Raw genomic sequence first — 17,789 nt, forward strand, 5'->3', positions numbered from 1 at the left:
CATCGCAGCAATGTCGCCTAGTCCCTCGCGATTCCTGAATTGGGGTGCTAGAACAGGACCTTATCGAACACCGGACACTCCATGACCGCGTCTCTGAAAGCCGTGCAAACAACCCAGGATCTGAACGCGGGCAGCACGCAGGATTTGCCGTCGCTAATCGGCGACCTCGCCAAGCGCGCCAAGGCGGCGGCGCGCCAATTGGCGCTGGCGCCGGCGGAACAGAAAAACCGGGCGCTGGAGGCGATGGAGCGGGCGATCCGCAATTCCGTGCCGGCGATCCTCGCCGCCAATGCGGAGGATGTCGCTGAAGCCCGCGCCAATGGTGCAAGCTCCGCCTTCATCGACCGACTGGTTCTTACCGAGGCCCGCGTCGCCGGCATGGCCGACGGCATCCGCATCGTGCGCAACATTGCCGATCCCGTCGGCAAAGTGACCGAGCGCTGGCAGCGTCCCAACGGCATGACCATCGAACGCGTGCGCGTGCCGCTCGGCGTGGTGGCGGTGATTTTCGAGAGCCGGCCCAACGTCACCGCGGACGCCGGCGTGCTGTGCCTGAAATCCGGCAATGCCGTGATCCTGCGCGGCGGCTCGGAAAGTTTCCGCTCGGGTCAGGCCATTCATCAATGCCTCGTTGCGGGACTGCGCGAAGCCGGCCTGCCGGAAGCCGCGATCAGTTTCGTGCCCACCCGCGATCGTGCCGCGGTCGGGCTGCTGCTCAGTGGTCTCGATGGCACCGTCGACCTGATCGTGCCGCGCGGCGGCAAGAGCCTGGTGGGGCGCGTCGAAGCGGAAGCGCGCGTGCCAGTGTTCGCCCATCTCGAAGGCGTCAATCACGTCTACGTCGATCACACCGCAGGCCTCGACATGGCGAAGTCGGTGGTGCTGAACGCCAAGATGCGCCGCACCGGTGTCTGCGGCGCGGCCGAAACGCTGCTGATCGAACGCGATGCCGCTGCCACGCACCTCAAGCCGCTGGTCACCATGCTGCTCGATGCCAACTGCGAAGTGCGCGGCGATGCCGACGTGCAACGCGTCGACGCGCGGGTCAAACCGGTGACCGAAGAAGACTGGGCGACGGAATACGAGGACGCCATCATTGCCGCGAAGATCGTCGGCAATGTCGACGAAGCGATCGCGCATATCGAGCACTATGGCTCGCATCACACCGACGCCATTGTCAGCGAAGACCGCGCCGCCGCGGAAAAATTCCTCATCGAAGTCGATTCCGCCATCGTGCTTCATAACGCCTCGACGCAGTTCGCTGACGGCGGCGAATTCGGCTTCGGCGCCGAAATCGGCATCGCCACCGGCAAATTCCACGCTCGCGGGCCGGTCGGCGCCGAGCAGCTGACCAGCTTCAAATATCGCATTCATGGCACGGGGCAGACCCGCCCGTGACCACATCCTCGCAGCGCGCGAGATCCGAGATCGAACGAGCGTTGCCGCCTTACGCGGACGGCATGCGCATCGGTTTGCTCGGCGGTTCGTTCAACCCGCCACATGCGGCGCATCGCGCCATCAGCCTGTTCACCATGAAGCGGCTGCGGCTGGATCGCGTCTGGTGGCTGGTGTCGCCAGGCAATCCGTTAAAGGATACCAGCGCGCTGCACGAACTCAGGGAACGTGCTGTCGCAGCACAGGCGATGGCCGACGATCCGCGCATCGATGTGACATGTCTCGAAGCTGTCATTGGCACTCGCTACACTGCGGATACCATCGCGTATCTGCGTCGCCGTTGTGCGGATGTTCGCTTTGTCTGGATCATGGGCGCTGACAACCTTGCGCAGTTCCATCGCTGGAGAAACTGGCAGCTCATTGCTGGCCAGGTCCCGATCGCGGTGATCGACCGTTCACCCCAAAGTATCCGCGCCCTGGCCTCTCCCGCAGCCCAGGCGCTCGCCCCATATAGAGTTAGCGAGCAAAGCGCCGGACTGCTCGCAACCCGCCGCGCGCCGGCGTGGGCTTTTCTGACCGGCCTGAAGCTGAATATGTCGTCCACGTCCCTACGGAACCGGGACGGCAGTTGGAAGAGCGACACTGCTGATACAAAGACTTGCGATACAAAGACTGGCGACAAAAAGACTGACGCAAAAGACACAGACAACAAAGACGATTCAACCGGACGTTTGGACGATTGAAACCATTAACTCAACCTGCGTAATATGGTCATCGGGCGCCAGGATTCGGCGCTCGCGATACAGTGAAAGGAATGGTCCCTGACCACATCTGTATTGTCCCGGGCTTCAGAACAAGCTGTGCCCGTTGCGGTCCTGAAGGCGCGACCAGACGCCGACGAGACCTTGAACCTGATCCTCTCCCGTCTCGAAGACATGAAGGCGGAAGAGACGGTCACCATCGACCTTCGCGGCAAATCCTCCCTCTCCGATTACATGATCGTGACCTCGGGCCGGGCCAACCGGCACGTCGGCGCGATCGCGGAGAACGTGATGAAGGGCCTCAGCGAAGTCGGCATCAAAAGCGTCCATGTCGAAGGCATGCAAAACTCCGACTGGGTGCTGATCGATTCCGGTGATGTGATCGTTCACGTGTTCAGACCGGAAGTCCGCGAATTCTACAATCTCGAGAAGATGTGGACCGCGGGCGAGAAGGCGGCGCGCAAGAGCTAGGTTTTGTAGAGCCAAGTCTTGTAGAGCCAAGTCTTGTAGCGCCAAGTGCTGCCGGACGTCCCCTCGATGACGGCGTGAGTGATTTTGTGTCTGCTTGCCTCTTTGCAGATCGGGTCGCTCGCGGATAATCATCGGGGATGCGGATTCTCGTCGTCTCCATCGGCCGTCTGAAGCAGGGTCCGGAACGTGAGCTTGCGGACCGGTATCGCGAGCGCTTCAACGACGCCGGACGAAAGCTCGGCTTTCGCGGCCTCGACATCCATGAAATTCCGGAAAGCCGGGCCCGCGACACAGCCACCCGGATCGCCGAGGAAGCTGCGGCGATCCAGGCCGCGACACCCGACAGATCCACCCTGGTGGCGCTCGACGAGCGCGGCAAAAGCATTGAAAGTTCCGCATTTGCCCGCCATTTGGGCAGCTGGCGCGACGCCCAGGCCGCAAATACCGTTTTCATGATTGGCGGCGCGGACGGACTTTCGCCTGAATTGCGGCGCAAGGCTGATTTGACGATCGCATTCGGGGCGGCAACATGGCCGCATCAGATGGTGCGGGTCATGCTGCTGGAACAGATTTATCGGGCCGCGACGATTCTGGCAGGGCACCCCTACCATCGCGCGTGACAGACGATAGATAGTTCAAGATTACTTGCCAGAGTGAACGGGACGGGACGGATTCACGTGCAATCGAACAGCTCGCCTTACGCGACAGCGTCTGCATGCTTTGTTCGATTTGCCACGCTTCGATTTGCAGCCACCCGATTCGCTTTCGTACTGCCGCTCGGCTTCGCGCTCGCTTATCCGGTCCCGCTCGCCGCACAAACCACTGCAAAACCGACCGACAAGAAACCTGCTGAGATCGCCGTGCAGACGCCTGCCACCGCGCCTGCTGTCGACGCACCGACCGAGGACGCCATCAAGCAGCGCGCGCAGGAGCTGGAAGCCGCACGCATCCAGCAGAAGAGCGCCGAGGAGCTGCAGCAGAAGCTCAAGGCCGATGCCGCCGCAATCGGGCAGGATCGCAGCAAGCTCAATCAGCAACTGATCGACATCGCCGCGCGGGTGCGCGGCGTCGAAACCCAGATCGGCGAAACCGAAACAAGGCTGCGTCCGCTGGACGCCCGCGAGCAGCGCATCCGCAGCTCGCTGGACTCGCGGCGATCCGAGATCGTGGAAGTGCTGGCGGCGCTGCAGCGTGCCGGACGGCGCGCCCCGCCGGCACTGCTGGTGAAACCGGAAGACGCGCTGCAATCCCTGCGCACCGCCATGCTGCTCGGCGCCGTGGTGCCGGAGATGCGCAGCCGCGCCGAAGACCTGGTCAAGGACCTCGGCGAACTGGTGGCCTTGCGCAAATCGATCGGCGACGAGCGCGACCGCCTGGCCACCGACCGCGACAAGCTCACGACCGACCGCACCCAGTTGGCGGCGCTGGTCGACGAGCGGCAAAAGCAGCAAAGCGCGCTGGAAACCAACATGGAGGCCGAGCGCGGCCGGGCGGCGACCCTGTCCAAGCAGGTCGAGACCCTGCAGGACCTGATCGCCAAAATGGAACGGGACCTCAAAACCGCGGCCAAGGCAGCTGCGGCCGCCAGCCTGCAGGGGGCGCCGGCGAGTATTAATGGTAAACCCAATCTGGCCGCCCTGAAGGATCCGGGCCGGCTCAGCCCGGCCATCGCCTTTGCCGCGGCCAAGGGGCTTTTTTCCTTTCCGGTCAACGGCATCAAACTGCGCGATTTTGGCGGCTCGGATGGCGCCGGGGGGCTGGAAAAAGGCATTTCTTTGGCAACGAAACCGGGCTCCCAGGTCACAACCCCGTGTGATGGTTGGGTTGTGTATTCCGGGCCGTTCCGGAGCTACGGACAACTCTTGATCCTCAATGCCGGCGGCGGGTATCATGTACTCATTGCTGGGATGGAGCGGATATCGGTAAACATCGGCCAGTTCGTGTTAACGGGTGAGCCGGTGGCGACTATGGGGACTACGTCTCAGGTGGCTTCAATCCTGGCGACTGCTTCCAGTCAGCCCGTACTTTATGTTGAGTTCCGCAAGGATGGGACTCCGATTGATCCAGGTCCATGGTGGGCCGCAAGTGAAGGCGAAAAGGTTCGCGGATGATGCGCAAGACTTCTCTGGTTCTTCTCAGTGCAGCGGCAGGTGCGGCGGCGACCCTTTTCATCACGCAGCCTCGCGCGGTGACGGTGGGATCGAGCGCGCGTGCGGCCTCATCCGATACCTATCGCCAGCTCAATCTGTTCGGTGATGTGTTCGAGCGGGTCCGCAGCGATTATGTCGAGAAGCCGGATGACAGCAAGCTGGTCGAATCCGCAATCAGCGGCATGCTGACCGGACTGGATCCGCATTCCAGCTACATGGACGCCAAGAGCTTCCGCGACATGCAGGTGCAGACCCGCGGCGAATTCGGCGGCCTCGGCATCGAAGTCACCATGGAAGACGGCCTGATCAAGGTGGTTTCGCCGATCGACGAAACCCCGGCGTCGAAAGCCGGCATCCTCGCCAACGACATCATCACCAATCTCGACGACGAAGCCGTGCAGGGCCTGACCCTGAACCAGGCCGTCGAAAAGATGCGTGGCCCGGTCAACACCAAGATCAAGCTGAAGATCGTCCGCAAGGGCCAGGACAAGCCGATCGAAGTGACGCTGACCCGCGACAACATCCGCGTCCGCTCGGTGCGCGCGCGCGTCGAAGCCGACGACATCGCCTACATCCGCATCACCACCTTCAACGAGCAGACCACCGAAGGCCTGAAGCGCGAGATCACCAATCTCACCAACCAGATCGGCGCCGACAAGATCAAGGGCTTCGTGCTCGACCTGCGCAACAACCCCGGCGGCTTGCTGGAAGAGGCGGTATCGGTGTCCGACGCCTTCCTCGAGCGTGGCGAAATTGTTTCGACCCGCGGCCGCAATGCCGAGGAAACCCAGCGCCGCACCGCCAAGTCCGGCGATCTGATCAAGGGCAAGCCGCTGATCGTGCTGATCAACGGCGGCTCGGCCTCGGCCTCTGAGATCGTCGCCGGCGCGCTGCAGGATCACAAGCGGGCCACGCTGCTCGGCACCCGTTCGTTCGGCAAGGGATCGGTGCAGACCATCATCCCGCTCGGCTCGGGCAATGGCGCGCTGCGACTGACCACCGCGCGTTATTTCACCCCGTCGGGCAAGTCGATCCAGGCCAAGGGCATCACCCCGGACATCGAGGTGCTGCAGGACGTGCCGGATGAGCTGAAGTCCCGCACCGATACCAAGGGCGAAGCCTCGCTGCGCGGCCATCTCAAGGCCGAAGGCCAGGAAGAGACCGGATCGCAGTCCTACGTCCCGCCGGATGCCAAGGACGACAAGGCCCTCAAGGCCGCTGACGACCTGCTGCATGGCATCAAGGTCAACGCCTCCAACACCGCGACCCCGGCGCCCGCAACGCCGGCTGCCAAGGCGGCCAACTGAGCGCGAAGCTCGTCGGACCGAGACATCAAAGGGCGGCCTGCGGGCCGCCCTTTTTGTTTGTCGTCGAGCCTGCCGACAACGCCATCAGCCAGCCTCAATCCTGACGACTGCTGCGATCCTCCTCCGATCAACCCGGGCTCGGTGAGGCACACGTGAAAGCGAAAGGCTCGTGAAGATGCGCAAGATGTCCCTGGCTTTCGGCATCGCGGCCGTTGCGGCGACGACCCTCCTCCTCGCTCAGCCGCGCGCGGGAATGGCGGAGTCGGACACGAACGCCGCACCGTCCGATACCTATCGCCAGCTCAATCTGTTCGGCGAGGTGTTCGAGCGAATCCGCCGCGACTATGTCCAGACACCCGACGACAGCAAGCTGGTCGAAGCGGCCATCAGCGGCATGCTGGCCGGCCTCGATCCGCATTCAAGCTATCTCGACGCCAAGAGCTTCCGCGACATACAAGTGCAGAATCGCGGCGAATTCGGCGGCCTCGGCATCGAGGTGACGATGGAAGATGGGCGGATCAAGATCGTCAAGCTGATGGAGGACACGGTCGAGGAGACGCCTGCGGCGAAGGCCGGCATCCGCGCCAGCGACGTCATCACGGCCATCAATGGCGAAGCCGCCAAAGGCCTCACGCTCGATCAGGCGGTCGAGAAGATGCGCGGCCCGATCGACAGCAAGATCAAGCTGCAGCTCACCCGCACGGGCCAGGACAAGCCGGTCGAGGTCACGCTGGCCCGCGAGAATGTCCGGGTGCGTTCGGTTCTTGCGCACATCGAAGCCGATGACATCGGCTACATCCGCATCACGAGCTTCAACGAGCAGACCACCACAGGACTGAAGCGCGAGATCAGCAATCTCACCAGCCAGATCGGCTCCGGCAAGATCAAGGGCTTCATCCTCGACCTGCGCAACAATCCCGGCGGCTTGCTGGAGGAGGCGGTCTCGGTTTCCGACGCGTTCCTTCAGCGCGGCGAAATCGTCTCGACCCGCGGCCGCACTGCCGAGGAAACCCAACGACGCACGGCGAGGGCGAAGGCGATTGATCTGATCAAGGGCAAGCCGCTGGTCATACTGATCAATGGTGGATCGGCCTCGGCGTCTGAGATCGTCGCCGGCGCTCTGCAGGACCACAAGCGGGCGACGCTGCTCGGCACCCGTTCGTTCGGCAAGGGCTCGGTGCAGACCATCATCCCGCTCGGAGCGGACAATGGCGGGCTGCTGCTGACCACGGCTCGCTATTTCACGCCGTCGGGCCGGTCGATCCAGGCCAAGGGCATCGTCCCGGACATCGAAGTGTTGCAGGACGTGCCGGACGACTTGAAGGCGAGCACCGACACCAGGGGTGAAGCCTCGCTGCGCGGCCATCTCAGGGCAGACGGTCAGGAAGAGACCGGATCGCAGTCCTACGTGCCGCCGGACACCAAGGACGACAAGGCGCTGAAAGCCGCGGACGACCTGCTGCACGGCGCCATCATCAATGCCTCCAACACCGCAGCACCGCCATCCAGCGTCCCCGCCAAGGCGGCCAACTGAGCGCCAAGCCTCCGGACCGAGACATCATCAAAGGGCGGCCTTCGGGCCGCCCTTTTCATTTCAGGACCTTTCCCGCAAGGCTTTGCAGCGAGCCTTGCTGGCGATCGTGGTAGTGTCGGCGCATTGATTCGCGGGATTTTTGCGGCCGTGACCACCGACGATTTGAGCGCACCTCTGGGGCAAAGTCCGGCGCGAAAGCCGCGTTTCCGCCTCCCGCTGACGGCGCCGCAGGCGCTCGCGAGCGGGCTTGCGCTGTTTCTGGCGGTTTTCGCGGGCTTCGCCCTGTTCAACGACAACCCGCTCGGCGGCGAGCCGGTCGCCCGCGTCACCTACGATCCCGGCGCGCTGCCGGGCGACAAAACCCCCGCCGCGCCCCCGGTGGCCAGCGCTCCGAAACAGGAACCAGGCGTCGTGGTCAAGGCGGCCGATCCGCCGGCCGGCCAGAAGACCGTCACGATCATCGATGGCTCGAGCGGCGCGCGGCGTGACGTGGTGGTGGGCGGTGGCGATGCCGCCAAGACCGATATCAAGACCGATGGCGACGCCCCCTCGACGGCTGTCGCCGTTGGCATCAATCCGCGCCTGCTGGAAAGCTCGCGTTACGGCATGATCCCGGTGATCGCCGACGGGCTGAAGCCATTCCGGGCCTACGCCGGCGGCAGCGACGCCGAGCGCGCCAAAGCGGCGAAGATGCCGAGCATCGCGATCGTAGTGCAGGGACTGGGGGTCGGCGCATCGAAGACGGCCGATGCCATCGTCAAGCTGCCGGCAGCAGTGACGCTGGCGTTCACTCCTTACGGCGCCGATCCCGCCAAGCTTGCGGAGCGTGCCCGCGCGCAGAAGCATGAGCTGCTGCTGCAGGTCCCGATGGAGCCATTCGATTATCCCGATAACGATCCGGGTCCGCAGACCCTGCTGACCTCGCTGGCGGCGGAACAGAACCTCGATCGCCTGAGCTGGCACCTGAGCCGGATCCAGGGCTATGTCGGGCTGGCCAATTTCATGGGCGGGCGTTTTGTCGCCTCGGACCCAGCCATGCAGCTGGTGGTCAAGGAAGCGGCCAAGCGCGGACTATCCTATCTCGATGATGGATCGTCGGCACGCAGTGTCGCGGCCCAAGCCGCCGACAGCGCAGCGCTTCCTTTCGCCAAGGCGGATGCGAGCATCGACGCGGTGCCCACGGCGCCGGAAATCGACCGAGCGCTGGCGAAGCTGGAAAGCATCGCCAAGGAGCGGGGAACCGCCATCGGCGTCGCCTCGGCCTTGCCGATTTCCGTCGAGCGTATTGGCAATTGGTCCAAGACATTGGAAAGTCGCGGGATTATGCTTGTACCGTTGACCACGGTAATGCTGAAATCAAAATCGAGCTGACCAGCCCACCCGGCCGCAACGAACAAGAACAGCCTGCAAACAAGAACAACCTGCAAGAGGTTATGAGGGAATGGCGCACTACGATGATCTGCCCTACCGAACCTGTGTCGGTGTGACGCTGATCAACGAAAAAGGGCTGGTATTCATCGGACGGCGCGCCGGCGGCATCGAGCATGTCGACGACGTCCATGTCTGGCAGATGCCGCAGGGCGGGGTCGATCCCGGCGAAGACACCTGGGCCGCCGCCAAACGCGAACTCTATGAAGAAACCAACGCCCGCTCGGTTGAGAAGCTTGCCGAGGTGCCCGACTGGCTGATCTATGACATCCCGCGCACCATCGCCGGGCGCGCCTGGAAAGGCCGTTATCGCGGGCAGAAGCAGAAATGGTACGCCATGCGCTTCACCGGCAAGGACAGCGAAATCAATGTCGCGAGCCCGGGCGGCCACAAGCCCGAGTTCACGTCATGGCGCTGGGAACCGATGAAAAATCTTCCCGAGCTCATCGTGCCGTTCAAGCGGCAGGTCTATGAGCGCGTGGTGCAGGAGTTCGAGAAGTTCGCGGGCAAATAACTTAGCGACTTTTCGGCTCGCAGCCTGCACCAGACTTACGGATCGATCGACCCGGGCTCAATCGGGCGCATCAGCCGATCTTTCTTGTCACCGGAATCATGGCGTTGCTCGGGATGTTTCCGGCCCACGCGGCGTGGCGCACCCCAAAGCCCGGCGCGATGTGCGTTGAGACCGGTTAGCCCGAGTTCGCGGATTCGCGCTGGAAAATCGCGATTTTGCGATTTTTTGGCGAGCTAAGTCTTTGATCTGCAAAGGGTGAGGTGTCCGGAATCGGCCGAAAACGGCTGTAGTGAAGACCTACCGGATTCCCAATGACGTGACGGTGCGGATAGATTCGCAGCGCCATGTTCCTGCGACGCACCGAGCGAAAGAAGAACGGCAAGACGCACAGCTACTGGAACGTTGTCGAGAACAAGCGTCTCGATAACGGGCGAGTGGTGCAGCGGCATGTGCTGTATCTCGGTGAGATCAATTCCTCGCAGGCAGCGGCGTGGCGCAAGGCGATCGACGTGCTCGACGAAGACGCCGGACATGCGCGAACGTTGTCGCTGTTTCCGGAAGATCGATGCGAGGCGATCGCGGGCGATGCGTCGATCGTCCAGCTACGCCTGTCCGAGATGCAGCTTCGACGTCCGCGGCAATGGGGCGCCTGCTGGCTGGCCGGACAGTTGTGGCAGGAGCTTCAGCTCGATTGGTTCTGGGCAGAGCGGCTGCCGCCAAGCCGCAAGAAGACGAGGTGGGACCAGATCCTGCAGGTGCTGGCAACCTACCGGCTGATCGCGCCGGGCAGCGAGTGGCGGCTGCATCGGCAATGGTTCGGTCAGAGCGCAATGGCCGATCTTCTGGGAGCAGACTTCGGCCTCGCGGAAGAGCACAAACTCTATGCCTGCCACGATCTGCTGCTCGCGCATAAGGAGGCGCTATTCTCGCATCTGGTCGGGCGTTGGCGCGATTTGTTCAATGCCGACTTCGACGTGCTGCTGTACGATCTGACCAGCAGCTACTTCGAGGTCAACGCATCGGACTTGCCGGAAGGCAGCAAGCGCCGCCACGGCTACAGCCGCGACAAGCGGCCGGATTGCCCGCAAGTGGTAATCGCGCTGGTGGTGACGCCCGATGGCTTGCCGTTGGCTTACGAGGTGCTGCCCGGCAACACCGCTGACAACAAGACACTGCGGATGTTCCTTGCCAAGATCGAGCAGCAATACGGCAAGGCGCGCCGGGTCTGGGTGATGGATCGTGGCGTGCCGACCGAGGCCGTGCTGGCCGAAATGCGCCACAGCGATCCGCCAGTGCAATATCTGGTCGGTACGCCGAAGGGACGCCTGAACCGGCTGGAGAAGCATCTGCTGGACAAGCCCTGGCAGGACGCGCGGGAGGGCGTGCAGGTCAAATTGTTGTCCGAGGACGGTGAGCTCTACGTCTTCGCTCAAAGCGCCGATCGGATCAGTAAGGAACGCGCGATGCGCCGGCGGCAGCTGAAGTGGTTGTGGAAACGGCTCAGGCAAATCGATGCGATGGAGATCACGCGCGAAGAATTGCTGATGAAGCTTGGCGGCGCGCGATCCAAAGCGCCGGCGGCCTGGCGTCTGGTCGATATCGAGATCGACAAGCAGCGCCCGAGCTTCAGCTTCGCACTCAATCGAAACAGATTGAGAAAGACCCGACGTCGCGAAGGCCGTTATCTGCTGCGCACCAACCTCGCCGACAATGACCCCGCCCAGCTCTGGCAATACTACGTCCAACTCGTTGCCGTCGAAGAAGCGTTCCGCAATCTCAAGGGCGACCTGGCGATTCGTCCGGTGTTCCATCAAGACGAGGTCCGGATCGAGGCCCACATCTTCATCGCCTTCCTGGCCTACTGCATGCAGGTCACGCTGACGCGCCGGCTTCATGCCCTCGCATCGGGCTTGACCGCACGTCGCGCGCTCGAAAAGTTCGCCGCCATCCAGATGATCGACGTCCATCTGCCGACCACAGATGGGCGCGAGATCCTGCTCACCCGCTACACCCATCCCGAACCGGAACTGCAGCTCCTGATTGATCGGCTGAAGCTCCGGCTGCCACCGCAACCGCCGCCCAGGATCACCACAGCCGCCGTCAACCAAGCCAGCCGCTGTAGTGAAGACCTTTCGAGCTAAGCCATTGATCTGGCTGATGTCGACCCTTCAAAAACCCGCCAATCCGCGAAGACGGGTTAGGGATGAGGGTGAGGTATTCCGTGGCGCTGACTCAGCACCGCCAGGATGGCGTCCTTGTCGTCGACGAAGCGTTGTCCTTGATATCGACCGGTTGCGAGTTCATCCGGTGCGTCGGCCGCCAAAACCAGCAGAGGCACTGATTGATTGTGCTCTCCAACCACATCAATAACCGATTGACGTGGTTTGGGCCACGCGATGCGCTGCACGTCGATTTTCGACAGCAGTGCAGGAAAGGACGCAAGCACACCTTCAAGCAGGGCGCAGTGCCAGCAATAGAAACGCTGGCCCGGGTAAGCCGGGTCCACAAAGTCCGGCCGCAGCAGGAAAAGACGATCGCGAACCATGGCGGTGGTTGCGATCTCAGTCACTTCGCCTCCGCCTGCTTCTTCAGCGCATAAAGCGCATCCAACGCGTCGCGCGGCGACATTTCGTCGGGGTGCAGCGCGTTGACCGCCTCGATCAGAAGATCGCCGGGCCCCTTCGGTGCCGGCTCCGCCGCCGCCCGTGACGGCGTGGCAAACAATGGCAGGTCGTCGGCCAGCGCGCGCGTTGTGGATGTGCGATCCTGAGCCTCGAGTTTCGCCAGCACGGTCTTGGCGCGGGCGATCACTGGCGGCGGCAGGCCCGCAAGCTTTGCCACCTGGATGCCGTAGGAGCGGTCGGCGGCACCCGGCAGCACCTCGTGCAGGAATACCACGTCGCCCTGCCATTCCTTCACCCGCACGGTGGCGTTGAACAGCCGCGGCAGCCGTGCCGAGAGCGCGGTCAGCTCATGATAATGGGTGGCGAACAGCGCGCGGCAGCGGTTGGTCTCGTGCAGATGCTCGATGGTGGCCCAGGCGATCGACAGGCCGTCGAAGGTTGCGGTGCCGCGGCCGATTTCGTCCAAGATCACCAGTGCGCGTTCGCCCGCCTGATTGAGGATCGCGGCCGTTTCCACCATCTCGACCATGAAGGTCGAACGTCCCCGCGCGAGGTCATCGGCGGCGCCGACACGGGAGAACAGCCGGTCGACCACGCCGATGCGCGCGCGTTTGGCCGGCACGAAGCTGCCGATCTGCGCCAGCAGCGCAATCAATGCGTTTTGGCGCAGGAAAGTCGATTTACCGGCCATGTTCGGACCGGTGATCAGCCAGATCTGCCCCGTGGCCTGTCCCGGTGTCGGCGACAGATTGCTGGCATTGGCGATGAACGGCTGCCCGTCGCGCTTCAGCGCCTGCTCCACCACCGGATGGCGGCCGCCTTCGATGGCAAACGCCAATGAGGTGTCGACCTCGGGGCGCGCATAATCCTGATCGATGGCGAGCTTGGCCAATGCAGTGGCGACATCCAGCAGCGCGAACGCATGCGCCGCGGCGCGGAGATCGTCGCCGGCCGCGATCACCTGCGCGCTCAGCCGGTCGAAGATCTCGAGTTCGAGCCCGAGCGCGCGCTCGCCGGCATTGGCGATCTTGGCTTCGACCTCGCCGAGTTCGGTGGTGGTGAAGCGCACCTGGCCCGCAAGCGTCTGGCGATGAATGAAGCGGGCATTGAGCGGCGGCGCCATCAGGCGGTCGCCGTGCTGGGCCGTGACCTCGACGAAATACCCCAGCACATTGTTGTGCCGGATCTTCAGCGCCTTGACGCCGGTTTCCTCGGCATAACGCGCCTGCATGGTGGCGACCACCTGGCGCGATTCGTCACGCAGTGCGCGGGTCTCGTCCAGGGCTGTGTCATATCCGGGTCGAACGAAACCGCCGTCGCGCTTCATCAGCGGCAATTGCTCGTCCAGCGCGTTCGCCAGTTCCTGCGCGAGATCGCGCGATGGTCGCTGCAAGGCTTCGATCGCCGAAGCAATCTCTGGCGGCGGGTTGCTGAGGCGGCTGAAGATCGCCAGCGCCTGGTCGGCGGCGCTGATGCCGTCGCGCAGGCCGGCAAGATCGCGCGGACCGCCGCGGCCGACCGACAGCCGCGCCAGCCCCCGCGACATGTCGGGAGCCGCCTTCAGCGTTGTGCGAATATCATCCCTTGCAGCGCCGTCCGCAACGAACGCGCTGACCGCATCGAGCCGTCGCGTGATGGCAACGACATCCGTCAGCGGTGCGGCGAGGCGCTGCGCCAGCAGCCGCGATCCGGCGGCGGTGACGGTCGCGTCGATCGCATCGAGCAGCGAGCCGCGCCGTTCGCCGGCGAGGGTGCGGGTCAGTTCGAGATTGGCGCGGGTGGCGGAATCGATCGCCAGTGTGGTGCCGGCGGCTTCGCGGCTCGGCGGCGACAGTGGCGGACGTTTGCCGACTTGTGTGCGGTCGATATAGGTCAGCGTGGCCGCGGCCGCGGTGGCCTCCAGCCGCGACATCGCGCCGAAGCCGTCCATGGTGGCGACCGCGAAATAATCGCACAGGCGCCGCTCGGCGGTGGCGCTGTCGAACACGTCGCGGGTCAGCGGCGTCACCGCCGGCAGCGCGCGCAGCAGCGGGCCGAGTTCTGCATCGCTGTAGAGCGCGTCGGTGACGATCACCTCGTTGGGGTTGATCCGCGCCAGTGTGGCGCTGAGTTCAGCCAGACTGCATTCGGTGACAATGAATTCCGCGGTCGAGATGTCGATCCAGGACAGGCCGATGCGGTCGCCGCCCGGCGCCGAGGAACGAGCACGCGCGATTGCCAGCAGATAATTGTTGGCGCGGGCGTCGAGCAGATTGTCTTCGGTCAGGGTGCCGGGAGTGACCAGCCGCACCACGTCGCGGCGCACCACGCTCTTGTTGCCGCGTTTGCGCGCGGCGGCGGGATCTTCCATCTGCTCGCAGACCGCGACCCGATGGCCCTTTTCGATCAGGCGGTGCAGATAGTCGTCGGACCGCTCCACCGGCACGCCGCACATCGGGATGTCCTGCCCCAGATGCTTGCCGCGCTTGGTCAGCATGATGCCGAGGGATTGCGACGCGATCTCGGCGTCATCGAAGAACAGCTCGTAGAAATCCCCCATGCGATAGAACAGGAGCAGGCCGGGATGGGCGGCCTTGATCTCGAGATATTGTTCCATCATCGGCGTCAGGCGCCCGACGGGTTCGGGCGGCTGTTCGGCGTTGAGCTGTGCGGGGTCGGCGGATTGGATTGTCATGGCGGCGCAAACTAGCAAAGTTTGCCGGCGTGATCCCGCTATTCGCCGGAATTATCGGGGTTTTCCCCGCTTCTTGGTTCAGGCGGTGAAACCCGCAGCCAGTGCAGAGGCGGCAATTTGACTATGCGCAGCAAGCATTTGATTTCCTTCGCGCCACTTTCTAAAACTCGGCCAACCAAGGGCCTTGCCGCAACGGCGGGCCGGGCGAACGATTTGTCAGGGAGCTTTCGACATGCGTGACGTTTTTGTGTGTGATGCCGTGCGCACGCCGATCGGCCGGTTCGGCGGATCGCTGGCCAAGGTGCGGGCGGACGACCTCGGCGCCACCCCGATCAAGGCGCTGATGGCGAAGCACCCCAACCTCGACTGGTCGCAGGTCGATGAAGTGTATTTCGGCTGCGCCAACCAGGCCGGCGAAGACAACCGCAATGTCGCGCGCATGGCGCTGCTGCTCGCGGGTCTTCCCGAAACGGTTCCCGGTCAGACCCTCAACCGCCTCTGCGCTTCGGGTCTGGACGCGGTCGGCGCCGCGGGCCGCGCCATCCGTGCCGGCGAGATCGAGTTCGCCGTTGCCGGCGGCGTTGAATCCATGACCCGCGCCCCGTTCGTGATGGGCAAGGCCACCGAGGCATTCCAGCGATCGGCGGAAACCTACGACACCACCATCGGCTGGCGTTTCATCAATCCGCTGATGAAGCAGCAATACGGTGTCGATTCGATGCCGGAGACCGGCGAGAACGTGGCCGAAGAATTCCAGGTGTCGCGCGCGGACCAGGATGCGTTCGCGATCCGCTCCCAGCAGCGCGCCGGTGCCGCCATCGCGGCGGGCTATTTCGCCGAGGAAATCACCCCGGTCACGATCCCCGGCGGCAAGGCCGGCCCGACCATCGTCGACAAGGACGAGCATCCGCGCCCGGAAACCACCCTCGAAGGCTTGTCCAAGCTGAAGACGCCGTTCCGCAATCCCGGCACGGTGACGGCGGGCAATGCGTCGGGCGTCAATGACGGCGCGGCTGCGATGATCCTGGCGTCGGAAGCCGCGGTGAAGAAACACGGCCTGACGCCGCGCGCCCGCATTCTCGGTCTCGCCTCCGGCGCCGTGCCGCCGCGCATCATGGGCATCGGCCCGGTGCCGGCCACCCGCAAGCTGATGGAGCGTCTCGGGCTGAAGATCAGCGATTTCGACCTGATCGAGCTCAATGAAGCGTTTGCGTCGCAGGGAATCGCGGTGCTGCGCCAGCTCGGCGTCAAGGAAGACGCTGATTTCATCAATCCGCACGGCGGCGCCATTGCGCTGGGTCATCCGCTCGGCATGAGCGGTGCGCGCCTGGTGCTGACCGCCGTCCACGGCCTGGAAAAGCGCGGCGGCAAATATGCGCTGGCCACCATGTGCGTCGGCGTCGGCCAGGGCGTGTCGGTAGCGATCGAAAAACTGAACTGAGCGAAACAACACAGAGCGGGATGCGGCAGATCGATGCCGCATCCGGAGGATGAACCAGATGACATTCGTCTATCCGCGCGCCAGCATCGAAGAGTCCTTCGGTCCGCGCCTCTATCCAGGTTACAAGAGCACGATCAAGCGCGCGCCGCAGAAGCCACTGATCATCGCGCCGCATACACTGTCGGAACTGACTGGGCCGGTGTACGGCCATGAAACCGTCAGGGAGCACGACAGCGATCTCACGGTGCAGCACACCGGCGAGCCGATCGGCGAACGCATCATCGTGCACGGCCATGTGCAAGACGAGGATGGCCGCGGCGTTGCCAACACGCTGGTGGAGCTGTGGCAGGCCAATGCCTGCGGCCGCTACATCCATATGGTCGACCAGCATCCGGCGCCGCTCGATCCGAACTTCACCGGGGCGGGCCGCGCCGTCAGCGACGAGAAGGGGTACTACCGTTTCGTCACCATCAAGCCCGGCGCCTATCCGTGGGGCAATCACCACAACGCCTGGCGTCCCGCGCACATCCATTTCTCGGTGTTCGGCCACTCGTTCCTGTCACGTGTGGTGACCCAGATGTATTTCCCGAACGATCCGCTGTTCCCGTTCGATCCGATCTTCAATTCGATCACCGACGAGAAGGCGCGGCTGCGCATGGTGTCGAGCTTCGATCTCGACGCCACCAAGCCCGACTGGGCGCTGGCCTATCGTTTTGACATCGTAGTGCGCGGCCGCAACGCCACGCCGCAGGAGACCCACTGATGAGCGGCCTCACCCCTTCGCAGACCGTCGGTCCCTATTTCAAATACGGCCTGACGCCGGGCAGCGAGTACGCCTGGAACGATGCCTTCAGCAACGACCTAGTGACGCCGGATGTCAGCGGCGAACGCATCCGCATCGAAGGCACAGTGTTCGACGGCGACGGCAAGATCATTCCGGATTCGATGCTGGAAATCTGGCAGGCCGATGGTCAGGGCCGCTTCAACGACCCGCAGGACAAACGTTCGCTGCCGAATGCCGCGTTCCGCGGTTTCGGCCGCTGCGGCACCACCAATCAGGGCACCTATACGTTCCAGACCATCAAGCCGGGCGTCGTGCCGGGCCCGAGCGACAAGCCGCAGGCGCCGCACATCCTGCTCGCGGTCTATGCCCGCGGCATGACCCGGCAGGCGCAGACCCGGATCTATTTCGACGACGAGGCCGCAGCCAACGCCGCCGATCCGATCCTGGCGCTGGTCCCGGCCGATCGCCGCGACACGCTGATTGCGAAGCGCGATGCGGCGGCCGGCGGCATCGTCTATCGCCTCGACATCCATCTGCAGGGCGACAACGAAACCGTGTTCTTCGACGTGTGAGACCCTGGGTTCGATTTCGGGTCGGATGGGTCGCTGAAGACTTCGGCGGCCCTTTAATTTTAAATTCGACCCGCCCAGAAATCGCGGGGCTTGAATTGCGTAGACGGGGGCCTACGTTTGGCATATGCTTTGGC

The 17,789-nt window shown here is 63.7% G+C and carries 15 protein-coding genes; 13 read left to right on the plus strand and 2 right to left on the minus strand.

The annotated features are described in order from the left end of the window. Positions 1-81 precede the first annotated feature (81 nt). The 10 genes from RS897_RS12005 (at position 82) to RS897_RS12050 (ending at position 11,701) form a co-directional block, all read left to right on the plus strand. Complete coding sequence (locus RS897_RS12005) at positions 82-1,398, plus strand: glutamate-5-semialdehyde dehydrogenase (RefSeq protein ID WP_315836773.1); 1,317 nt, start codon at positions 82-84, stop codon at positions 1,396-1,398. Beyond that, complete coding sequence (locus tag RS897_RS12010; protein WP_315836774.1) at positions 1,395-2,138, plus strand: nicotinate-nucleotide adenylyltransferase; 744 nt, start codon at positions 1,395-1,397, stop codon at positions 2,136-2,138. Before RS897_RS12005 ends, RS897_RS12010 begins: the two co-directional genes overlap by 4 nt. Positions 2,139-2,270: 132 nt before the next feature. After that, entirely contained in the window at positions 2,271-2,627 is a 357-nt protein-coding gene (gene rsfS / locus RS897_RS12015) for a ribosome silencing factor (RefSeq protein ID WP_315838603.1), read from the plus strand. 137 nt (positions 2,628-2,764) lie between these two features. After that, positions 2,765-3,247 carry a 23S rRNA (pseudouridine(1915)-N(3))-methyltransferase RlmH gene (gene rlmH / locus RS897_RS12020; RefSeq protein WP_315836775.1) on the plus strand — a complete coding sequence of 161 codons (483 nt, stop codon included), beginning with the start codon at positions 2,765-2,767 and terminating at the stop codon, positions 3,245-3,247. Positions 3,248-3,481: 234 nt separating this feature from the next. Further along, entirely contained in the window at positions 3,482-4,738 is a 1,257-nt protein-coding gene (locus RS897_RS12025; protein ID WP_407654545.1) for a murein hydrolase activator EnvC family protein, read from the plus strand. Next, complete coding sequence (locus tag RS897_RS12030; RefSeq protein WP_315836777.1) at positions 4,735-6,084, plus strand: S41 family peptidase; 1,350 nt, start codon at positions 4,735-4,737, stop codon at positions 6,082-6,084. Before RS897_RS12025 ends, RS897_RS12030 begins: the two co-directional genes overlap by 4 nt. Positions 6,085-6,259: 175 nt before the next feature. After that, positions 6,260-7,618 (plus strand): S41 family peptidase, encoded by a 1,359-nt coding sequence (locus RS897_RS12035; protein ID WP_315836778.1) that lies wholly within the window; start codon positions 6,260-6,262, stop codon positions 7,616-7,618. Between the two features lie 147 nt (positions 7,619-7,765). Continuing rightward, positions 7,766-8,989, plus strand: a complete 1,224-nt coding sequence (locus tag RS897_RS12040; protein WP_315836779.1) for a divergent polysaccharide deacetylase family protein — start codon at positions 7,766-7,768, stop codon at positions 8,987-8,989. Between the two features lie 70 nt (positions 8,990-9,059). Then, complete coding sequence (locus RS897_RS12045; protein WP_315836780.1) at positions 9,060-9,560, plus strand: RNA pyrophosphohydrolase; 501 nt, start codon at positions 9,060-9,062, stop codon at positions 9,558-9,560. A 344-nt stretch (positions 9,561-9,904) separates the two neighbouring features. Next, complete coding sequence (locus tag RS897_RS12050) at positions 9,905-11,701, plus strand: IS1634 family transposase (RefSeq protein ID WP_315831529.1); 1,797 nt, start codon at positions 9,905-9,907, stop codon at positions 11,699-11,701. 56 nt (positions 11,702-11,757) lie between these two features. On the opposite strand, the gene RS897_RS12055 is transcribed toward RS897_RS12050, so the two are convergent. Both RS897_RS12055 and mutS read right to left on the minus strand, forming a co-directional pair. After that, positions 11,758-12,105, minus strand: coding sequence for a DUF3088 domain-containing protein (locus RS897_RS12055; RefSeq protein WP_315838604.1), 348 nt, complete (start codon positions 12,103-12,105; stop codon positions 11,758-11,760). 20 nt (positions 12,106-12,125) lie between these two features. Beyond that, complete coding sequence (gene mutS / locus RS897_RS12060; RefSeq protein ID WP_315836781.1) at positions 12,126-14,858, minus strand: DNA mismatch repair protein MutS; 2,733 nt, start codon at positions 14,856-14,858, stop codon at positions 12,126-12,128. A gap of 232 nt (positions 14,859-15,090) precedes the next feature. Between mutS and pcaF the strand changes: the two genes are divergently transcribed. Genes pcaF through pcaG form a run of 3 tightly spaced genes read left to right on the plus strand, consistent with a single transcriptional unit; the run spans position 15,091 to position 17,655 of the window. After that, entirely contained in the window at positions 15,091-16,299 is a 1,209-nt protein-coding gene (gene pcaF / locus RS897_RS12065; protein ID WP_315836782.1) for a 3-oxoadipyl-CoA thiolase, read from the plus strand. Between the two features lie 58 nt (positions 16,300-16,357). Then, positions 16,358-17,062, plus strand: coding sequence for a protocatechuate 3,4-dioxygenase subunit beta (gene pcaH, locus RS897_RS12070; RefSeq protein WP_315836783.1), 705 nt, complete (start codon positions 16,358-16,360; stop codon positions 17,060-17,062). Continuing rightward, entirely contained in the window at positions 17,062-17,655 is a 594-nt protein-coding gene (gene pcaG, locus RS897_RS12075) for a protocatechuate 3,4-dioxygenase subunit alpha (protein ID WP_315836784.1), read from the plus strand. The genes pcaH and pcaG overlap by 1 nt, the downstream gene beginning before the upstream one ends. Positions 17,656-17,789 lie beyond the last annotated feature (134 nt).

Source organism: Bradyrhizobium prioriisuperbiae (assembly GCF_032397745.1).
Lineage (GTDB): Bacteria > Pseudomonadota > Alphaproteobacteria > Rhizobiales > Xanthobacteraceae > Bradyrhizobium_A > Bradyrhizobium_A prioriisuperbiae.

Excerpts from the sequence above, each read along its gene's own strand:
- RS897_RS12005 (WP_315836773.1), top strand. The coding sequence starts at position 82 with ATGACCGCGTCTCTGAAAGCCGTGCAAACAACCCAGGATCTGAACGCG.
- rlmH (WP_315836775.1), top strand. The coding sequence starts at position 2,765 with ATGCGGATTCTCGTCGTCTCCATCGGCCGTCTGAAGCAGGGTCCGGAA.
- RS897_RS12030 (WP_315836777.1), top strand. The coding sequence starts at position 4,735 with ATGATGCGCAAGACTTCTCTGGTTCTTCTCAGTGCAGCGGCAGGTGCG.
- RS897_RS12035 (WP_315836778.1), top strand. The coding sequence starts at position 6,260 with ATGCGCAAGATGTCCCTGGCTTTCGGCATCGCGGCCGTTGCGGCGACG.
- RS897_RS12045 (WP_315836780.1), top strand. The coding sequence starts at position 9,060 with ATGGCGCACTACGATGATCTGCCCTACCGAACCTGTGTCGGTGTGACG.
- RS897_RS12050 (WP_315831529.1), top strand. The coding sequence starts at position 9,905 with ATGTTCCTGCGACGCACCGAGCGAAAGAAGAACGGCAAGACGCACAGC.
- RS897_RS12055 (WP_315838604.1), bottom strand. The coding sequence starts at position 12,105 with ATGGTTCGCGATCGTCTTTTCCTGCTGCGGCCGGACTTTGTGGACCCG.
- mutS (WP_315836781.1), bottom strand. The coding sequence starts at position 14,858 with ATGACAATCCAATCCGCCGACCCCGCACAGCTCAACGCCGAACAGCCG.
- pcaF (WP_315836782.1), top strand. The coding sequence starts at position 15,091 with ATGCGTGACGTTTTTGTGTGTGATGCCGTGCGCACGCCGATCGGCCGG.
- pcaH (WP_315836783.1), top strand. The coding sequence starts at position 16,358 with ATGACATTCGTCTATCCGCGCGCCAGCATCGAAGAGTCCTTCGGTCCG.
- pcaG (WP_315836784.1), top strand. The coding sequence starts at position 17,062 with ATGAGCGGCCTCACCCCTTCGCAGACCGTCGGTCCCTATTTCAAATAC.